This window comes from Acinetobacter sp. ANC_7513, from assembly GCF_056779915.1.
Genome location: NZ_JBWYIW010000001.1, coordinates 693,981 through 712,242 on the forward strand (window position 1 = coordinate 693,981; position 18,262 = coordinate 712,242).

General features: G+C 40.8%; 16 protein-coding genes and 1 pseudogene. 16 read left to right on the forward strand and 1 reads right to left on the reverse strand.

All coding sequences use genetic code 11. The features are described from left to right. Positions 1-122 precede the first annotated feature (122 nt). On the reverse strand, positions 123-404 hold the full coding sequence (locus AC1M9B_RS03485; protein ID WP_481608590.1) for an Arc family DNA-binding protein: 282 nt from the start codon (positions 402-404) through the stop codon (positions 123-125). 144 nt (positions 405-548) lie between these two features. On the opposite strand from AC1M9B_RS03485, the gene AC1M9B_RS03490 reads away from it, so the two are divergent. The 16 genes and pseudogenes from AC1M9B_RS03490 (at position 549) to AC1M9B_RS03565 (ending at position 18,050) form a co-directional block, all read left to right on the forward strand. Continuing rightward, the gene (locus AC1M9B_RS03490; protein WP_481608591.1) at positions 549-713 is read left to right on the forward strand and encodes an Arc family DNA-binding protein; all 165 of its coding nucleotides are present in this window, start codon (positions 549-551) and stop codon (positions 711-713) included. Positions 714-792: 79 nt separating this feature from the next. Beyond that, a complete protein-coding gene (locus AC1M9B_RS03495) occupies positions 793-1,650 on the forward strand; it encodes a KilA-N domain-containing protein (RefSeq protein ID WP_481608592.1) in 858 nt (285 codons plus the stop codon). Between the two features lie 79 nt (positions 1,651-1,729). Then, positions 1,730-2,257, forward strand: a complete 528-nt coding sequence (locus AC1M9B_RS03500; protein ID WP_481608593.1) for a DUF4468 domain-containing protein — start codon at positions 1,730-1,732, stop codon at positions 2,255-2,257. Between the two features lie 89 nt (positions 2,258-2,346). Continuing rightward, complete coding sequence (locus AC1M9B_RS03505; protein WP_481608594.1) at positions 2,347-3,270, forward strand: hypothetical protein; 924 nt, start codon at positions 2,347-2,349, stop codon at positions 3,268-3,270. Between the two features lie 59 nt (positions 3,271-3,329). After that, entirely contained in the window at positions 3,330-6,560 is a 3,231-nt protein-coding gene (locus tag AC1M9B_RS03510; RefSeq protein WP_481608595.1) for a tape measure protein, read from the forward strand. Further along, complete coding sequence (locus AC1M9B_RS03515) at positions 6,557-6,898, forward strand: phage tail protein (RefSeq protein ID WP_481608596.1); 342 nt, start codon at positions 6,557-6,559, stop codon at positions 6,896-6,898. The genes AC1M9B_RS03510 and AC1M9B_RS03515 overlap by 4 nt, the downstream gene beginning before the upstream one ends. Positions 6,899-6,949: 51 nt before the next feature. Further along, positions 6,950-7,882: pseudogene (locus AC1M9B_RS03520) on the forward strand (phage tail fiber protein); the annotation flags it as partial. A 386-nt stretch (positions 7,883-8,268) separates the two neighbouring features. Further along, the gene (locus AC1M9B_RS03525) at positions 8,269-9,066 is read left to right on the forward strand and encodes a phage minor tail protein L (RefSeq protein ID WP_481608597.1); all 798 of its coding nucleotides are present in this window, start codon (positions 8,269-8,271) and stop codon (positions 9,064-9,066) included. Then, on the forward strand, positions 9,066-9,818 hold the full coding sequence (locus AC1M9B_RS03530; RefSeq protein WP_481608640.1) for a C40 family peptidase: 753 nt from the start codon (positions 9,066-9,068) through the stop codon (positions 9,816-9,818). Before AC1M9B_RS03525 ends, AC1M9B_RS03530 begins: the two co-directional genes overlap by 1 nt. 1 nt (position 9,819) lies before the next feature. After that, positions 9,820-10,149 carry a hypothetical protein gene (locus AC1M9B_RS03535; protein ID WP_481608598.1) on the forward strand — a complete coding sequence of 110 codons (330 nt, stop codon included), beginning with the start codon at positions 9,820-9,822 and terminating at the stop codon, positions 10,147-10,149. 32 nt (positions 10,150-10,181) lie between these two features. After that, positions 10,182-10,769 carry a tail assembly protein gene (locus AC1M9B_RS03540; RefSeq protein WP_481608599.1) on the forward strand — a complete coding sequence of 196 codons (588 nt, stop codon included), beginning with the start codon at positions 10,182-10,184 and terminating at the stop codon, positions 10,767-10,769. A 54-nt stretch (positions 10,770-10,823) separates the two neighbouring features. After that, on the forward strand, positions 10,824-16,295 hold the full coding sequence (locus AC1M9B_RS03545; protein WP_481608600.1) for a TipJ family phage tail tip protein: 5,472 nt from the start codon (positions 10,824-10,826) through the stop codon (positions 16,293-16,295). After that, positions 16,292-16,846, forward strand: a complete 555-nt coding sequence (locus AC1M9B_RS03550; protein ID WP_481608601.1) for a DUF4376 domain-containing protein — start codon at positions 16,292-16,294, stop codon at positions 16,844-16,846. Before AC1M9B_RS03545 ends, AC1M9B_RS03550 begins: the two co-directional genes overlap by 4 nt. Beyond that, positions 16,839-17,129, forward strand: coding sequence for a phage holin family protein (locus tag AC1M9B_RS03555; RefSeq protein ID WP_179998017.1), 291 nt, complete (start codon positions 16,839-16,841; stop codon positions 17,127-17,129). Before AC1M9B_RS03550 ends, AC1M9B_RS03555 begins: the two co-directional genes overlap by 8 nt. Beyond that, on the forward strand, positions 17,116-17,655 hold the full coding sequence (locus tag AC1M9B_RS03560) for an N-acetylmuramoyl-L-alanine amidase (RefSeq protein ID WP_481608602.1): 540 nt from the start codon (positions 17,116-17,118) through the stop codon (positions 17,653-17,655). The genes AC1M9B_RS03555 and AC1M9B_RS03560 overlap by 14 nt, the downstream gene beginning before the upstream one ends. Continuing rightward, the gene (locus AC1M9B_RS03565) at positions 17,652-18,050 is read left to right on the forward strand and encodes a hypothetical protein (protein WP_481608603.1); all 399 of its coding nucleotides are present in this window, start codon (positions 17,652-17,654) and stop codon (positions 18,048-18,050) included. Before AC1M9B_RS03560 ends, AC1M9B_RS03565 begins: the two co-directional genes overlap by 4 nt. Positions 18,051-18,262: the final 212 nt, after the last annotated feature.

The following is an 18,262-nucleotide window of genomic DNA, read 5'->3' on the forward strand; positions in this document are numbered from 1 at the left end:
TTAGAGTCTTGACACTCAGTTTGAAGGTCAGTTGTAACGACACTCAATTTGAGTGTCGTTGAATTAATAATCTCGTCCATCCAAGTAATTCAACCTATCTGTAGCTTCACTCTGGAAGGACTCTAAATACTCGACATTTTTTCAAGTTCTTTAACTCGCGTATCCAATTCTTTAAGTCTTAATAATTCATTTAATACTGACTTAGCCCAAGCCTCAAGTTTATTAGGGTCAGTAATATTTTTTGGATTGGTTGGCTCGGGAAGATTGTCGAGTTCAAATGTGGTCTCAAGTCGCAAAATTAATTCAGCAGTAAGTGTTCTGCCATTGTTCTTGGCAGCTTCGTCCAGCTTATCTTTGAGTTCAGCAGGTATTCTAAAGTTAACTTGTGGGTCTGTGCGTGCCATAGGTTTATAACAACTAATGTTCCAATGTACATAAACTATAGTGTGCTATAAATAAATAGTCAAAAATTTATTGACACCAAATAAAGCACCTGCTTTAATGTGATTGTGATGTTAAATTACATCACATGCTATAAGGAGAATCTAATGGCAAGACAAGATCCTCAGGTAAACTTTAGAATACCTGAAAAAACTTTAGAGCGATTTAAAGAGGAAACTCAGAAAGACCGCAGAACTATCACAGCTCAGCTAAATATGATCATTGAAGAATGGTTAGAAAAGCGAGAAAACCAAAAGAGTGCGAAAGCATGAAACTTATAGGCACAAAAAAACCTTGCTCCACTACCACATTTTGCAAGGTTTAGTTGCCATCACAGAAGGATGTAAACACATGTCTAATTTAACACAAAATTTAGTAAATCCAAATGCTCAACCATTGGTTATTGGTGATTTCTCAATTCGCCAAGATGAAGATGGTCGTTATTGCTTAAATGATCTACACAAAGCAAGTGGTTACGACAAGAAGCACCAGCCTGCTTACTTTATCCGTAACCAACAAACCAAAGACCTAATTGCTGAGATTGAAAACCCTTCGAATGGGGCATCTGCAAATTTGCAGATGCCTGCTGTTGGCAAAGTCAATGATGGCAAGAATAATGGCACATATGTAGTTAAAGAATTAGTTTACTCATATGCAATGTGGATCTCTGCAAAATTCCACTTACAGGTGATTCGTGCTTATGATGCGATGGTGATGCAATTTAGAGTCAAGGCTCGTCAAGCCATCTCACCTGAACAGCAAGCACTACTGCATGAAATTGTAGATCGACGCTCACAAGGCAATCGTAAGATTTATGCAGAAATGTGGAGTCGTCATAATCGACATTTTAAAATTCCGCGTTATGCAGAGCTTTTAGAAATTCATTTTCCAGAGGCTGTTCATTATCTGGAAACAATGGATATAAAAGCGAAGGCTGAAAAGCAAGAAGTTAAAGCCTTACCTTATCCACAAGAGGTTATTCAAGTTGCTGAACAGATTAATCAGGAATTTAATAACTCACGGTATGATTCTTGGCATGTAAGTGCTCGTAACGGTGTGCTGACCGCAATGCCACTACCACCGGGCTTCTACCCAACAATGGATATTGCTGAATTTACTAAGCGTTTTGATAGTTTGCTGGATCTGCTTTATGGTACTGATACGTTGCGCGTAGGAAGGCATTTCCTGAGAGAGCGAAATAATCGCTAAAACCAAAAGAACCATCCTTCGGGATGGTTTTTTCATTCTGGAATTAGTATCTTATAATTTATTATAAGAGGGAAATCACATGAAAAAGATATTGGTTGCAGGGGTAGTGGGTTTTGGATTGGTTGGATGTGCAATATCTCCAGATATGCAGCATGCCCCAAGCCCATTAAACGAGGTGGCTCAAGTTGTAGAGATTGATGGGTATTCTAAGGATCAATTATTTGAGTCATCTAAAATTTGGATGGCGAAAGTATTTAATTCATCAAATAACGTAGTTCAGTATGCAGATAAAAATACTGGCAGCATCATTGGTAAGGGAAACATCCAATATCCTTGTAGTGGCTTTATGGATTGTGAGGCTTTTGGTCGAGATGTTGTGAATTTCACCATAAAAATCGACACAAAGGACTCAAGAGCGCGAGTGGCTTTTTCCGATATTTCTAGGAAACCTCTCACATATGTGAAGGGTGGACTAAACACTAATATTGGTCGCGATGTCCCTATTATGCAGATCAAACAGCAGCAACAAGTTAAGGCTAAAATGGAATCCATTATCCAGCAATATAAGCAAGACATTATAAATCAGAAATCTGATAGTAATTGGTAAGCTTGGGAATATTAAACAGAACCACCTTCGGGTGGTTTTCTTTTGATCGGATTGTTAGTATTGTGTGTTTACTTAAAAGGGGTAAATACATGAAAAAGCTTATTACAACTTTAATATTTGGAGTTATTTTTTCAACCGGGGCGTATGCAAATAGTTGCGAATATGAGGGTTTAAAGGGTACAGAGTTTCGCTTAACTGAAAAGGCTAAACAAAGTGCGTCTTATAATTTTTTTATTGATCCAAACAAAAACTTAATAGCTGGGGTTAATAGGAATGAAAAAGGATATAAAACTCTAAAAGAAAATAATTTTAAAATACTAGATACTGGGGTGCCAACTAAATATCATGACAGTTTATCTCAATACAGTTTAAAGAATTCTAAGAGTGATATTAATATTAATGGAAAGGCATTTACTGTAAACAAATCATTAAGCACAAAAGTTGTCACTGCTAACTGTGATGTTTATTACTTAAATCTTGATAGACCATTAGATGAAATGTATGTAAATTATACATTTGAACGAAATGATGGTAAACCAGTGACTATTGATTCTTTAGTTGAAATTTTAGGTAAATCACTACAACCTAAGGATACAGTAGCCACAGTTTCATTTGATCGCTTTGAGAAAATTGTAAATATCAAAACAAAATCTTTTGAAAATATGATATTGAGAGGTATCTATAATCCAACTACAAAAAAAACAACTTTAGTCCAATTGTATTTAGATGCTACATTTATTGGTGGTTGGGGTGGAATAAAGATTGCTTACGACATACAGGGAGTTGCGCACGAAGTTGTACTAATAAATCATGAAGCCAACTGTTCCAATAGATATATGGGATGTAAGTTAAATGAAACATTAGGTGTTACTTTAACTGAAGAGTTCATAAGAAAAAATAAAGAAGGCTTTGAGTTAAAACTCAAAGGAAAACAGGAAAGAGTTATTTCAGTATCAAAAGATTTAGTGGTTTCTTTCTTAGATGGATTGGATTCAGCTAAGAAAAATTATTAATTACACAAATGAATACAACCCCGCATTGCGGGGTTTTTTATTGCCCGCAGGAAAGTGAAATGTCTCAAGAATCTCGTCTGGTCATCGTGATTGACTCAAAAAATGCTGAACGTAATGCACGTGCAGTCGCAAGCGAGCTTGAAAACCTAACTAAAAAGGGTGATCAGGCTGACACTCAGATGACAGCAATGGGTGCTTCAATTAAAAGCCTTGTGGGATATATGGGTGGCATTCTAACCATTAATAAAGCAATAACCATGGCTGATGGCTATACACAGATGGCTGCACGTATTCGTAACGCAACTGCAAGTGCGGCTGAATATGACCTAGTGCAAAGCCGAATCTTAGCAACTGCAAATACCACCTATCGTCAATTAGGTGAGGCTCAGGAAGTCTACTTGAGTATGGCTGGCGGCATGAAGTCGCTTGGCTATCAAACTACCCAGACGCTTGATTTGGTTGATTCACTTTCTTTTAGCTTTACCCATAACGCCACACGTACCGACCAAGCACAATCAGCAATGGATGCGCTAAGCAAATCTATGGCAAAAGGCAAGATTGATGCTGATGCGTGGATTTCAATTGTGACGGGCGCGGATAACGTCATTGCTGATATGGCGAAAACCACAGGTCAAACAGAAGCTGAAATTCGAAAATTAGGTGCTGAGGGTAAAGCGTCTTTAAACGACTTAATTGAGACACTGATTGCTACTCGCAATGAAAATGAAAAGCTTGCTAATAATATGGAAAATAGCTTGGCAGATGGTTTTACCAAGCTATCTAATGCAGTGACTGTTTACCTGGGGAAGGCTAACGAAACTACAAGTGCGACTGGTATATTGGCAGGAGGTTTAAGCACCTTAGCAGATAACCTAGACTTAGTAGCAAATACTGGTGCAGCAATAGGTTTGGGGTATGTAACCACAGCATTACTGACTAAAGGCGCCGCTGTAAAACAAGGCATTGTTAATTTAGTCGCTTATAGTGCTGCTCAAGCCGCAGCCACAACAACATCGCTAACACTGACTAGTGCCGCAAGATCAGCCTTGGCTTTTATGGCGGGACCAGTTGGTCTCGGTATTACGGTGGCAACGGTTGCAGCTGGATATCTACTACTGGGCAGCAATTCAGAAAAAGCCACGGTTTCATTACGTGAAAACAATGAGGCTGTCGGCGATGCTATTCAAAAATACCGCGAGCTGGATGACGTTCAAAAGCGCGGGCAGCAAGCAGTCGAGAAAGCAAAGCTGTCTGAACTAGCTGAGAGTTATAAGGAATTAACAGATGATTTAAATACCAATGCATACGCTTTGAGTCGATACAATGATTTTACTCGAGAGCAATCTCGTGAGGTAAATGCATTAATTGCTGAATTTAAGAAAACGGGTGATTTAGATAAGTTTTCTGCGGCGATTAATAAGCTTTCTTTTGTGAGTCAGGACTCTAAAGATAAGTTTAACGCTCTGGCTGGGCAGGTTCGCAACTCTGGAAATGAATATAAAAACCAGAAGCAATTTGTTGATGCAATGACTAACTCCTTAAATCAAAATGCCGCTGCGGGTGATAATGCAGCAAGAGGAGTTAGAAGTGCTGCTGAGGCGGTTGCTGAATATACTGGCAAGTTAAAGCAGCAGAAATGGGATTTGGAATTTATTAATGCAGTTATTGACAAGCATGGTAAATCAGCAAGAGAAGCGGATCTTTTGTTGCAAGCCTATCGTGAAAACGAAAAGAAGGGCATTAAAGGCGTAACCGCTGAACAAAAGGAATTAATCAAAGGGATTATCGCTGAAGAGGAGGTTACAACCAAGCGAAATGGCGCATTGGCAAAGCATACAAAAGCAACCAGAGAATCAACAGCACAGCAAAAGAAGGCTGTTAAAGACCTCGATCAGTCTATAAGAGATCGTCAACAAATTGTATTTGAGAATGCAGACCGCGAGCGTCAAATAGAAATTAATTTAGCTCGCGAGATTGAGCAAATTAGAAAAGCCAAGTTTAGTCCAAAAGACACTCAGGGCTTTATTGCAAATGCTGAGGCTCGTGCAGGTTATGAAAAGGAGTTGTATAACGAGCAACTCAAGTACCAGTTAAATGAGTGGCAGTGGTCTGAGGAGGAAAAACTTGATCAACGAGTTAAAATAAATAGGCTTCTCATTTTATCTAATCGTGAGCTAACCGATACCAATAAGCAATACAGCTTAGATTCTATGGTTGACCAATCCAACCACGAACTCGCCCTAATCAAACTGGCTCAAGAAACACGCATCTTCTATATGAAGCAAGCGTTGATGACTGAGAGTGAAGCGATTAGGGAGCGTTACAGGTTAGAACGTGAGGAGATTGCCAAAACACAAGACCCGAATTTAAGAAATCAGCAAATGACGATATCCATCTTAAATGAGGGGTATGACACAAGTGTCGCACAACAGGGTGTAGCGCAACGTTTTGCTGGTGCCATGGGGATTGACTATAGTGCTGAAAAGGCGCTTGAAGATCGACGTCAAGCAATCATTGAATACCGCGAATGGTTTGATATGAGTGAGACTGAGTTTCAATCTGCAATGCTGGAAAACCAATCTCAGTATGAGAGAGACAAGCAGTCCTTGGCACTTGGATCACTTCAAACCATCTTGTCTGCCACTTCATCAACATGGTCGCAAATGACTCAACTTGTGAAAGATGGAGCAGGTGAGCAGTCGGGCGCATATAAAGCCATGTTTGCGATGCAGCAAGCTTTTGCAATGACCTCTGCAACTGTGAGCGCATTTCTAGCCTATAACCAAGTATTAGCAAGCCCATGGAATACAGATCTGATTAGCAAATCTGTGGCAGCAAATATTGTGCTGGGCATGGGTATGGCAAGTGTTGGAGCTATCGCTGCTCAAACAATGGCAGGCTTCTCAGATGGCGGCTTTACAGGTCATGGTGGCAAGTACGAGCCTGCTGGTATTGTCCATAAAGGTGAAGGTGTTTTAAACCAAGAGGAAATACGTGCGATTGGTGGTGAAGCTGGGTTTAACCAACTCAGACAAGCGATCAAGAGTGGGTACTCTACAGGTGGGTTGGTTAAAGACAATCAAAGAGTTGGTTCACGAGTTGTTAATTCAATCCAACAACCAATTTCAACATCTAAAGCTGAGTCAATATCCATTCAAAACCACATTACGATTGCAAGTGATGGTAATGCGACTACACATAGCGACAGTAAGCAGCTTGGTGAAATGATTAATCAGGCGGTAATTGCGGTGATACGACGCGAGAAACGACAAGGGGGGTTATTAGCTTGAGCAACCGAAAATTCAACTTTCCTGCTGATCGAGAAGGCAACTCGCAAACTAATTCATTCAATGTTCTATCAAGTCAATTTGGTGATGGATATCGCCAAAGTACATCGGTAGGCATTAATAATAAGCGAGGTGTGTGGAATTACACGCGCACAGCTTATAAAGATGAAATTTTGCAGATTAAAGCCTTCTTTGATGACCATAAAGGTTCTGAATCTTTTTTATGGGATTCGCCTTTAGATGGTGAAGTGAGGGTCATAGCAAGCGAATACACACCAGTTCATGTAGGTGGATTGGTGTGGCGAATTTCAACTACCTTTACTCAAGATTTTCAACCTTAAAAAATTTAATTTTTATGCCCCGCTTAGTCGGGGTTTTTTAATGGAAAAATTATGGCTAAGCAAACAATTAATCAAGGTACAGCACCAACTGGCGCAGGTGGGGATACATTCCGGACTGGATCTGCTAAATTGCAGGCGAATGATGATGAGATTTATGCTCAATTGGGTGCAAATGCTCAAGGGGTTTTGCCTTCTGCACTTCCAGTAAATAAGGGCGGCACAGGTGCAACAACAGTAGCACAGGCACGAACTAATTTAGGGTTAGGCACAGCAGCGACAGCGACACTTACAACGTCAAAAAGTGATTCAACATTGGGACGTGTTCTAACAGTTGGTGATTTTGGCATTGGATTACCAAATAACATATATGTAGCAACCAATGTAGAAAACGGATTGCCATTTAAAAATGGTTTTTATACAACCCCTTCAACAGCAAGTGAATTTGAAGCTTTCCCACCGTCAGTTGCATATATTAATTGTAATTTTGCTGCTAACATTGGTTATGCAATCGGTGCGCTTTCGAGTCAACGCCGCCTAATGGTGGCTTTTAAACACCAATCTTATTCTGCTTATGAGCTCTATGATATTCGTACTTCAAGAAATACTACAGTAGATAGTAACGGATTTCTGAAAGCAGCATCGCCAATCATTAGTCTTTATGCAGATAGAATTGAGCTAAACGCAGAAGCACAACAACAAGACATCACTTTTGAAAAACTTGGTGTGGGTGATTACTTAATTAAAGGTTCAAGCGGATTTGCACAAGAAGGTTGGTATGTAGAACAACCTAAAGATGCAAATGGCAATATTTTCCACGCCGTTGTGTATGAGCAGTTTGAAAATGGTGATATCTCTGTAAAAACTTATGAAAAACGCATCAATGAAACTGGATTAATTGCAGCAGATCCTAACAAGCCAATCGACATTAAAGAAAATCGCTTTATTTCGATTCGTCTACAAGAATTGCCGACTGAAGAAATTGAGCCTGAAGTTGATCAAACGATTCTTGATGATGAAGGTCAACCAGCACCAAGCCAATATCACACTTTAGAAAATGGTGTGTGGGTGATCTCAGGTGAAGATGCTGAGCGATTAGAGCAAGAGCAACTTGCGAAAATGCAGCCACTAACACGCCGTCAATTCCGTTTAGCTTTAACAATGAATGGATATGACTTGTCACAAGTAGAAGCGCTGATTGATCAAATCCCTGACCCAATGCAACGCCAAATCGCATTGATTGAATGGCAAGATGCAACCACGTTTGAACGCTTGAATCCAAGTTTATTGGCTATGGCTGATTTAATGGGGCTTAGTGCAGAGCAGGTCAATATGCTTTGGAATCAAGCACTCACATTGTGACGGAGTAACTAATGGCACTAAACAGTGATTTTCAAAAACTTCACGTTGACGGCATTGTGACGCTTTATGAGTTGGATGCTCGCACTTTAGGTGCGGGCATTCTTCGTTTTCATGGTCACATCGCATATCAAGACTGGGAGCGCATTTACAGCCTGATTGGGTCTGATGGTTTGATTGGTGACGAAACTCAGCTCATCGGTGAAGTTTTTGAACAGGGTCAAAATAAAGTTTGGCATCGAAACATCATTTGGCAGGGTGAAACATTTGAGCCAATGGCAATTGATGTAACCGGTATGGAAATGCGATCTGATGGAAAGGCGTCAATGCCTATCCTCACAATGGCAAACAATATCAACAAAATTCAAGGTGCTGTTTCAGCTTATTGTTTGCAATTTGGCGACTTTGCGGGCGCAAAACTAAAAGTCATTACCACTCTTGCAAAATATCTTGATGCTGAAAACTTTAGTGCGGGCAACTCAACTGCTTCAAATGAGTCTAAAGAGCAAATTTGGTATATCGAACAAAAGACGTCCGAGAATGCACAGGCGGTGACATTTGAGCTATCCAATCCTGTGGATTTTGAGGGTCTAAAAATTCCTGTACGCCAAATATCAAATTATTGCCATTGGTGCTCTGTTAATTCATATCGCGGTGAAGAGTGTCAATACACTGGTACAGCAATGTTTACAGATAAAGATGAACCTACCGACAATCCAGCCTTGGATCGATGCTCAGGCAGACTTTCATCTTGTCGTATACGCAATAACGAAAGTCGCTTTGGTGGCTTTCCAGCTTCGAGTTTAATGTGATGAAATTATCCGCAAAACTTAAAAAAGCAATTTTAGCCCACGCTGAGCGTGAATATCCGCTTGAATGTTGCGGTGTTGTGGTTAATAGCAAATATATCGCTTGTCGCAATATTTCACCCAACCATGATCAATTTGAAATTCATCATGAGGATTTGGCAAAAGCTGAAGATATGGGTGAAATTCAAGCGTATGTGCACTCACACCCAAATGCATCAGCACAAGCATCAGAATATGATTTGCATCAAATTGAGCTGCACGAAAAGCCTTGGGTGATTTGTGCTTATCCTGATGTGGAATTTCAGGCTTACGAGCCATGCGGTTATAAAGCACCACTTGTAGGGCGAAACTATTTTCACGGCTGGCAAGATTGCTACTCAATCGTACGTGACTTTTACGAACGCGAACTCGGTATAAAGCTCATGGATTTTAAGCGTGAAGACGCATGGTGGCAGAATCCAGAAAGCAAGTCTTTATATTTAAATGGGTTTGGTGAAGCTGGTTTTATTGAGGTGGATCAGCCGCAATATGGGGATGTGCTTTTGTGTCGAGTCGGACGCACTGAGCATGTGAATCATGCGGTAATTTGGCTTGGTGATAACGGTGTGCTTAAGTCTGAAATTACCGAGCCTTGCATCGGGTCAGCTCTAATTTTGCATCATCCTTATGGGCGTAAATCTGTACGTGAAATATTCGGGCATCAATGGCAAGAAAGAACTGTTAAAATAGTGCGATACAAGAACTTGCGAGAATAAAATGAATATTGAATTAATTGATTTAGGTAAACCTCCCCACGGTGAGGGTGGTGATAATTTTTATGATGCTGTTAAGAAGTGCAACAATAACTTCAAACAAATTTCAAATCAATTAAAACTAATTGAAGAAAATGAAGCAGATAAAATGTTTTCGCAGCCTCGATTTTCGATAAGCACAATTAACCTATTTGATGTGTTGGAATCCAACAGTAAGGTGCTTGGATATAAATTTGTTTCGTTGCGTGATTGCGTAAACACTGAGGGGTACATCATGCCAAAGCGTATGTTTGAAAAGATAAATGAATACTTCAAAACACTAACCGCCAAATAAGGCGGTTTTTTATTGCATGGAGAAAAGTAAATATGCTCAAAACAATTAAGTTGTACGGCATCTTGGCTAAAAAGTTCGGTAAAGAATTTCATTTGGCTATTGATAATACAGCAGAAGCAATTCGCGCTCTATCTGTGCAAGTGCCAGGTTTTGAAACGTTTATGATGCATGCACATGAACAAGGTCTAGAGTTTGCTGTTTTCCAAGATAATCAAAACATTGGTGAATCAGAACTTAAAATGAATACTGATGCCAAAACCATCAAGATTGTGCCTAAAGTTAAGGGTGCTGGTGGCGCTGTGCAAACTATTTTGGGTGCGGTCATGGTGGTGGCTGGTATTGTAGTTGGTGTCACAGTGGGGTGGACAGGTGTTGGTGGTGCAGTTGCTGTAGGTTTAATTGGTGCTGGTGCAGGAATGATGATGGGTGGTATAGCAATGATGCTGATGCCAAAAACCGAAAACCAAGATCAAAATCAAGACGGCAACAAAGCCAATAAAGGGTTCGGTGGTGCAGTTACAACCGTAGCACAAGGCAATCCGGTTCCAATTCTCTATGGTCAAAGAGAGGTTGGTGGATTTATTGCAAGTGCAGGCCAATATCCCGAAGATTTGATGTAACTAAGAATTTTATTCAGGCGCTACAAGCGCCTTTTTTATTGTTTGAGAGAAAGTATGAACGCAGTAATTAAAGGCGCAAAAAAAGGATCAGGACAAGCAAGAAAAGCAGTCATTGCTCCAGATTCAGCTCAATCTAAAACATTTATAAATATCCTGTATGGCTTGAGCGAAGGAGAAGTCGAGGGTTTAGCGAATGGGTTGCAAAGTGTGTATCTTGAAGAAACTCCACTTCATGATAGTAATGGCAGTCCAAATTTCCAAAATATTGTCGCAGATTTTAGAAACGGCACGAACGATCAGGAATATATCGAGGGGTTTCCTGATATTTCATCTGAAACCGCTGTAGGTGTTGAGCTTCAATCAGGAACGCCTTGGGTTCGAGCAATTTCAAACACCGATCTCGATGCATTAAGAATTCGTTTAAAATGGGGTGCATTGAGAACGACAAATGAAGACAATGGTGATGTTACAGGCGTAACGATTGATTACGCAATTGATTTGCAGACAGGTGGAGGGGCTTGGAATACAGTTATTGATGCTCGTATTTCTGATAAAACATCAACAAACTATGAGCGCTCACACCGTATCGATTTGCCGAAATCCGACAATGGCTGGCAAGTGCGAGTTCGCAGAATCACACCAAATTCAACGTCAGAGTACGTAAGTGACAAAATGTATGTTGAGGCGATTACGGAAGTTATCGACCTAAAGCTTTCATATCCAAATACTGCGTTACTTGGTCTTCGATATGATGCAGAAACATTTTCAAATGTTGCCAAAGTAGCAGTTGACTTAAAAGGTATAAAAGTCAAAGTTCCAAGTAATTACAATCCAATTACAAGGGCTTACACAGGCTTGTGGGATGGTACTTTCAAGAGAGCTTACACCAACAATCCAGCGTGGATTTATTACGATATTTGCACATCAAAACGTTACGCTTTAGGAGATCGATTAACTTCTTCTATGGTGGATAAGTGGTCATTGTATCGTTTGGCGCAATATTGCGATCAAATGGTTGATGATGGCAAGGGTGGTCAAGAGCCGCGTTTTACTTGCAATGTTTATTTGCAATCTACAGAAGATGCATATGCGATTCTAAATAAATTGGCAGGCGTCTTTAGAGCCATTACTTTTTGGGATGGTAATTCAATTGTCTGTGATGCTGATATCCCGCAAGACACATTCTTTACATATACTCGCGCCAACGTAATTGATGGGTTATTTGAATACTCAGGATCAAGAGCGCGTGATCGTCACACGGTTGCAAAAGTGGCATGGGATAACCCAAAAAATCACTACAAGACAGAATATGTGTATGTGCGTGATGAGGCTGCTATCGCCAAGCTTGGTGTTCGTGTAGTAGATATCGATGCATGGGGTTGTACATCTGAGGGGCAAGCACAACGAGCAGGCTTGTGGGCTTTAAAATCCGAGCAACTTGAAACACGTACGGTGTCTTTCAAAGTTGGTTTGGATGGTCATATTCCCTTACCTGGTAAAGTAATTGAAATTGCAGATGAGTTGTTTGCTGGTCGAGCGAATGGCGGTCGCATTTCAGCAGTTTCAACGAATCGTAGAACAATTACAGTTGATCGTGACAATGTGGTGTGTCGTGCGGGTGATCGACTCGTCGTAAATGGCGAAGATGGCATAGCTCAAGCGCGTACAGTCTCATCAGTGAGTGGTCGAAACATCACTGTTTCTAGTGCTTTTGATTCTGTTGCAGCTCAAAACGTCTGGGTTGTGGATGCGCAAGATTTGAAGACAATGAAGTTTCGTGTCATGAGTATTACTCAAAACGAAAAACATCAGTTTTCAATCAATGCAGTTCAATACGAGTCATCTAAATACGATGCAATCGATCATGGTGCTTTTATTGATGAGCGGCCGATTTCAATTATTAACCCAACCACACAAGAGCCTGTATCAAGCGTGGCGCTTACGTCTGAAAACATGGTACAACAAGGCATTTCCGTGGCAACAATGTTGATTTCATGGGATCAGGCAAAAGGTGCTACTAAATATCAGGTTGAATGGCGTAAAGATGATGGGGCTTGGATAAAACTACCAATCACGGGTGCTAATTCAGTAGAAGTGCAGGGGATTTATTCAGGTAATTACGAAGCAAGAGTTACAGCTATTTCAGCATTCGATGTTGCGTCATTGCCAACCTATTCTGTATTAACCAGTTTGTCAGGTAAAACAGGATTGCCGCCTGCATTGTCAAATCTAACAGCATCAGGCGTGTTGTTTGGCTATAAACTTAAATGGAATTTCCCTGCAATTGGCGCATTAGATACGGCATACACGGAAATAGAAATCGCAACAACTGCAAACGGAGCTAATGCTGCACAATTAGGTTTGTTCGCATATCCGACCACAAATCATGAAATTCAAGGAATGCAAGGCAATCTCACTCGATACTTCCGAGGGAGGCTGATTGATCGAATTGGAAATATTGGTCCATGGTCAAATTGGGTCAGTGCAACAACTTCTGCTGATGCCTCTGCGGTTTTGGATATATTGTCAGGTAAAATTACTGAAAGCCAATTCCATCAAAATTTACAGCAAAAGATCAATCAAATTGACACGATTGCTGGACTTGATGGTGATGTGGGTAATTTAATTGAAGACATTGGTGCGGTTCAAACCCAAGTTAACCAACTCAACCAATCTCTTAACAATGAAACCCAAGCTCGCTTGGATGCAATTGAAGATTTAGAAGATGGCTTAACTCAAGAGATTCAGCACAGACAGCAGGGTGATGCGGCTAACCTATTAGCTTTGAATAACTATAAGGTTAGTAATGATGCGGCTCTTAGCAATGTTCAACAAGCCATTAATGTTGCTGTGGCTGAAAATAGCTCCAATGCTCAAGCAATCCAAGCTTTAGATGGTCGTGTAACAATCGCTGAAGATGATGCCTCAACAGCAAAAACCAATGCAGCTACAGCGCTGTCTCAAGCAAATATTGCAGTTAATGAAGCAAGCTCTGCTGCTTCTCAAGTTGATCAAATTAGAGTTGTGGCAAATGAAGCATCTGACAATGCTGATCTTGCTATGCAAAATTCAGCAACAGCTTTATCTACAGCAAATGGTGCTGCAAACCAATCAAGCGCTAATGCTCAAAACATTCAAGCAATAACAGTTGAATTGGGCAACAAGGCAAGTGCTGGAGCTTTAGAACAAACTAATGCAAATGTACAGCAGCTTGAAGGGCGTGTTTCAGCGAACACTTCAAAGATTGATGGGGTTTATGCTCAAGTCAATCCAGCGATGATTGGTTCAAACGATGAACTTATCGGATCAACTGAAGGTTACGCAGGCGCATGGTCACAATTAACAGCCCAAATTGAGGGTGATCAGGCGCTAAGCCAACGAATCGATTCAACTGTCGCTCAGATAAATGAGAATGCAACCCTCATTCAATCCGAAGCACTTGCAAGAGCAAATGCGGACAGCGCACTTGGGCAAAGAATTGATGACCTTCAAGCTCAAGTAGGTAATGATTTACAGCAAAATCTAGCAACAATTCAGCAAGAAATGCTTGTGTTGGCTAATGCTGACTCAGCTTTATCTGGTCGAGTGGATACTGTCCAATCATCAACTGCTACCGCTCAACAAACAGCAGAACAAGCGATTGCCGATGCGCAAAGTAAAGCGAATGCAGCAGAACAAGCAGCTAAAGCATATGCGCAAGCACAAGCCGAAGCTGAAAGATTAGCAGCTATTGCAGCGGCATCTAATGATGCGACTGCAAAGGCAAATGCCGCACAACAAGCCGCAATTGCCGCAGCAGCCTTGGATGCTAAGAATAAAGCTGACGCAGCAGAATTAGCAGCCAAGCAAGTTGCAAATGCAGCTCAACAGTCAGCGGATGCAGCTCAACAAGCCGCTCAACAGGCTGCGAACCTGGCTGGAAATAAAGGCGAAGTGATTTATGGCTCTTCCGCGCCTGCTCAAGATAAGCGATTAAGTCAAAACCTTTGGATCGACACAACAGGAGGTAATAACACACCTAAACGTTGGAATGGCTCTCAATGGTTCGCAGTAACAGACAAGGCAGCAACAGATGCAGCAGCAGCGGCTTCTGCAGCTCAAGCTACAGCAAATGAGGCACTTGGAAAAGCTAACACAGCGACACAAAACATAGCATCAATCCAGCAGATTCAAGGCGCTTTCAGCGATGATTTGGACGCAATAGCTGGTCGAGTTGATACTTATCAGCGGTCACTCGATGGGGCTATTGATAGCATTGAAGTCATTAACAATATTGGAAATCTAGAAAAGCTTAAGCATGAGATTGCTAAAGCCCGACTGGATGGTGATATAGCTAGTCTTCAAGCAAAATCAGGCGTGATTGATTCCGCAATAGATGGATTTAACGCTCAAATTCTTCAACTTGAACTAAAAATCGATGCGGAAGAAGACAAGGGTGTGGATGCAGATTTAGCATTGATCCAACAAATGCGGGATCAGATAGATCAGCTTGAATTGGCAATAAGTGATGCAAACTTACAAAAGTCTGCAATTACAAGTCAAATCAATCAGATCCAATCAGAAAGAAACATCCTTGAATCTCTAGTTGTTACTGAAACTAAGATTAAGGCTCAAAGCACAATTAAACTCGATGTAGGAGGGCGAATTTATGGCTATGGTTTAGCGGTTGAAGATGAAGAAGGTGGGGATGTTGGTAATTTTGTAATACGCTCTGATTCGTTTGCTTTAGCCAGTCCATATGACACAAACAATCCAGGTGTAGAGTATTACCCATTCATCTTCCGCAACACACCATACACAGATCCAAATACAGGCACTGTTTTTCCTGTTGGTGCTTATATGAAATCTGCGTTTATGGATTATGCTTCTATCGATACTGCTCACATAAAAGATTTGGCGGTTAAGTCTGCTCAAATTGATGATTTAGCAGTAACTACTGCGAAGATTGGTGATTTGCAGGTGGATACACTGAAGATTAAGGATGAGGCTGTTACTGTACCGGTTGGGGTTCATCTTTCATCGCCAATCGCAATACCTGAAGTTAGTGGGAATATTGTAGACAAGACTGAAGACGGTCAAATCAATAAATGGATTCAAGACACTCCAGATTTAGCTTCCATTACTATTAATAGGTCAGGGGGTAAGTGTAGAGTTGATGTTGGTTTCTCTTTAGATATGTTTGATGTAATGGTATCACAAAACGGAGGGATTAATTTAATTCAGGGTGTTGGTGATACTATTTCATTGTGGTGTATCCTAATGAGAAATAACGTTATTGTTGCAAAGTGGAATGTTGGCTACCCAACACGATCCTACAGCTCAAGCACCAGCGTATATCAGTATACAGGCTCATATACTATGCCTGCATTTATTGACTCCCCCTCGGTTGGTCAAACCACATACAAGCTGAAGATAGCGGCAACAACCTCACGAGATAACGCTCAAGTTGTCTCATGGCCTAATACATCAATAAATCGAAATCTTGCAAGAAACCGAGCAATCAATATTATTGAGCTAAAAAAATGACAGCAATTATCTCAAAACATGGGGAGCTTCTTTATTCTATTCAAGGCAATCAAGAAACAATCGAGTTAAATAAACCTTTGGGGTGTTTAGCTGTGCCTGACCCCCCTAGATCAAATATGTACTACAAGGGGTGGTGGGTTGATTTACCCAAATCACCATCCTCGTTTCACACTTTTGATTATCAATCTAAGCAATGGGTTGATCCTAGAACACTGGAGCAAATTAAAGATCAAAAATGGATTGAAATAAAATCGGCTAGAGATGCTTTTGAGCTGGGTGGTTTTGAGTTTGAAGGAAATTATTTTGACTCGGATCATTTATCACAGAGCCGAATATTAGGAGCTTCGATTGCAGGGGTGGATCAAACATGGACACTGGCAAACAATACAGTTGTTGAATTGACTGCTACGCAACTCAAGCATCTTTACCAAGCGCTACAGGCCCATATTGCATTTGCTCATGAACGTGGGCGAGTTGCTCGACAAGCTATTTTCTCAGCCTCATCAAAAGAAGAGGTTGAGGCTATTCAATTTAGGGGAATATATGGATGACTTAAAATTAGTCATTGCGTCACTTGAGCCATTTTATACAGCCATTGCGTCATTCGTGATGGCTTTTTTAATGGCGATTTTTCGCACGGCTAGAAAACATGGCAAGGCGGACTGGCTTGAAGCTTTTATGTGTGGCTTATTTGCCATCGGCGCTTGGTCGGTAATGACTTGGTTTGGAATACCTGAAATTGTTGCGGTGGGTGTTTCATCCGCCATTGGTTTCAAAGGTACTCATTACGTCAGTGATAAAATTGATAAGGTTGAAATCAATGTCAAAAAATAAAACGATAGCCATTTGTGCAGGTCATTCTGACACTGATCCGGGTGCAGTAAATGGCACACGCACTGAAGCGCAAATCGTGCTTGATATGCGAAAGATGGTCGCACACTACTTAACCCTTGATGGCATTAAGCATGAAACAGACGGGAAAGGTGGTGTTAATCAGCCTCTCGCACAAGCAATCAAGGTAGCACAAGCATGTGATATTGCTATCGAATTCCACTGTAATGCGGCAGCAAATAAGGCGGCAACTGGAGTTGAAGTATTATCTGCTAATAAAAACAAAGCTTTAGCTCAAAAGTTGGCGTCTGCTATTCACAAGCATCTTGGCATTCCACTTCGAGGTGATAAAGGTTGGAAATCAGAGGGTAGTGGGCAGCATTCACGACTCGGCTTTATTAGTAAAGGTGGTGGTTTGATTGTTGAGCTGTTCTTCATTTCCAATAATGCTGACCTTGCTAAATGGGATTCTAAAAAGTGGCTTGTAGCGAAAGAAGTGGCAGCCGTTTTGATGCGGGAGGCTACATGATAAAAACCTTCATCGCCAAATTTTATGAAGCCGTCATTATTGCTCTGACGGCTTTTTTATTACTCACACTTATTGGGCTTGGTATTCAGTCATGGCGTGTAAGCCACTGGCAAAACAAATTTAATAGTGCTGATGCTGAATGTGTCGAGCGAATAAACAAAGTTAATGAAGCCTACCAATCTGCACTGGATGCATGGAAAGCAAAAGTATTCATTGTTGAAAATGAACTCGAAGCCGAACGCAACAACATCAAAATTGAATTTAGAGATATTCGACATGAAACTCAAAAAATCATTACTGACCGCATTTACACTGATTGCAAGTTTACTGATGATGGCTTGCGTATCGCCCAAACCGCCATCGCTACCGCAAATTCCAGCAAGCCTATTAATTGATTGCCAAGATTTAAAGCAATTGGAGACTGGCGAAATGGGTGAGGCATTAATTTGGATTGTTGATACTTCTGAGCAATACGCAGATTGTAGAGCTAAAGTTAAAGCATTTATTAAAATCCATCAGCCCTCTAAATGAGGGCTAATTTATTTAAATATAATAAAATTTTTAAAGTACAGTTTTCTGCCTGATTCACTATCTATTAATTTATATA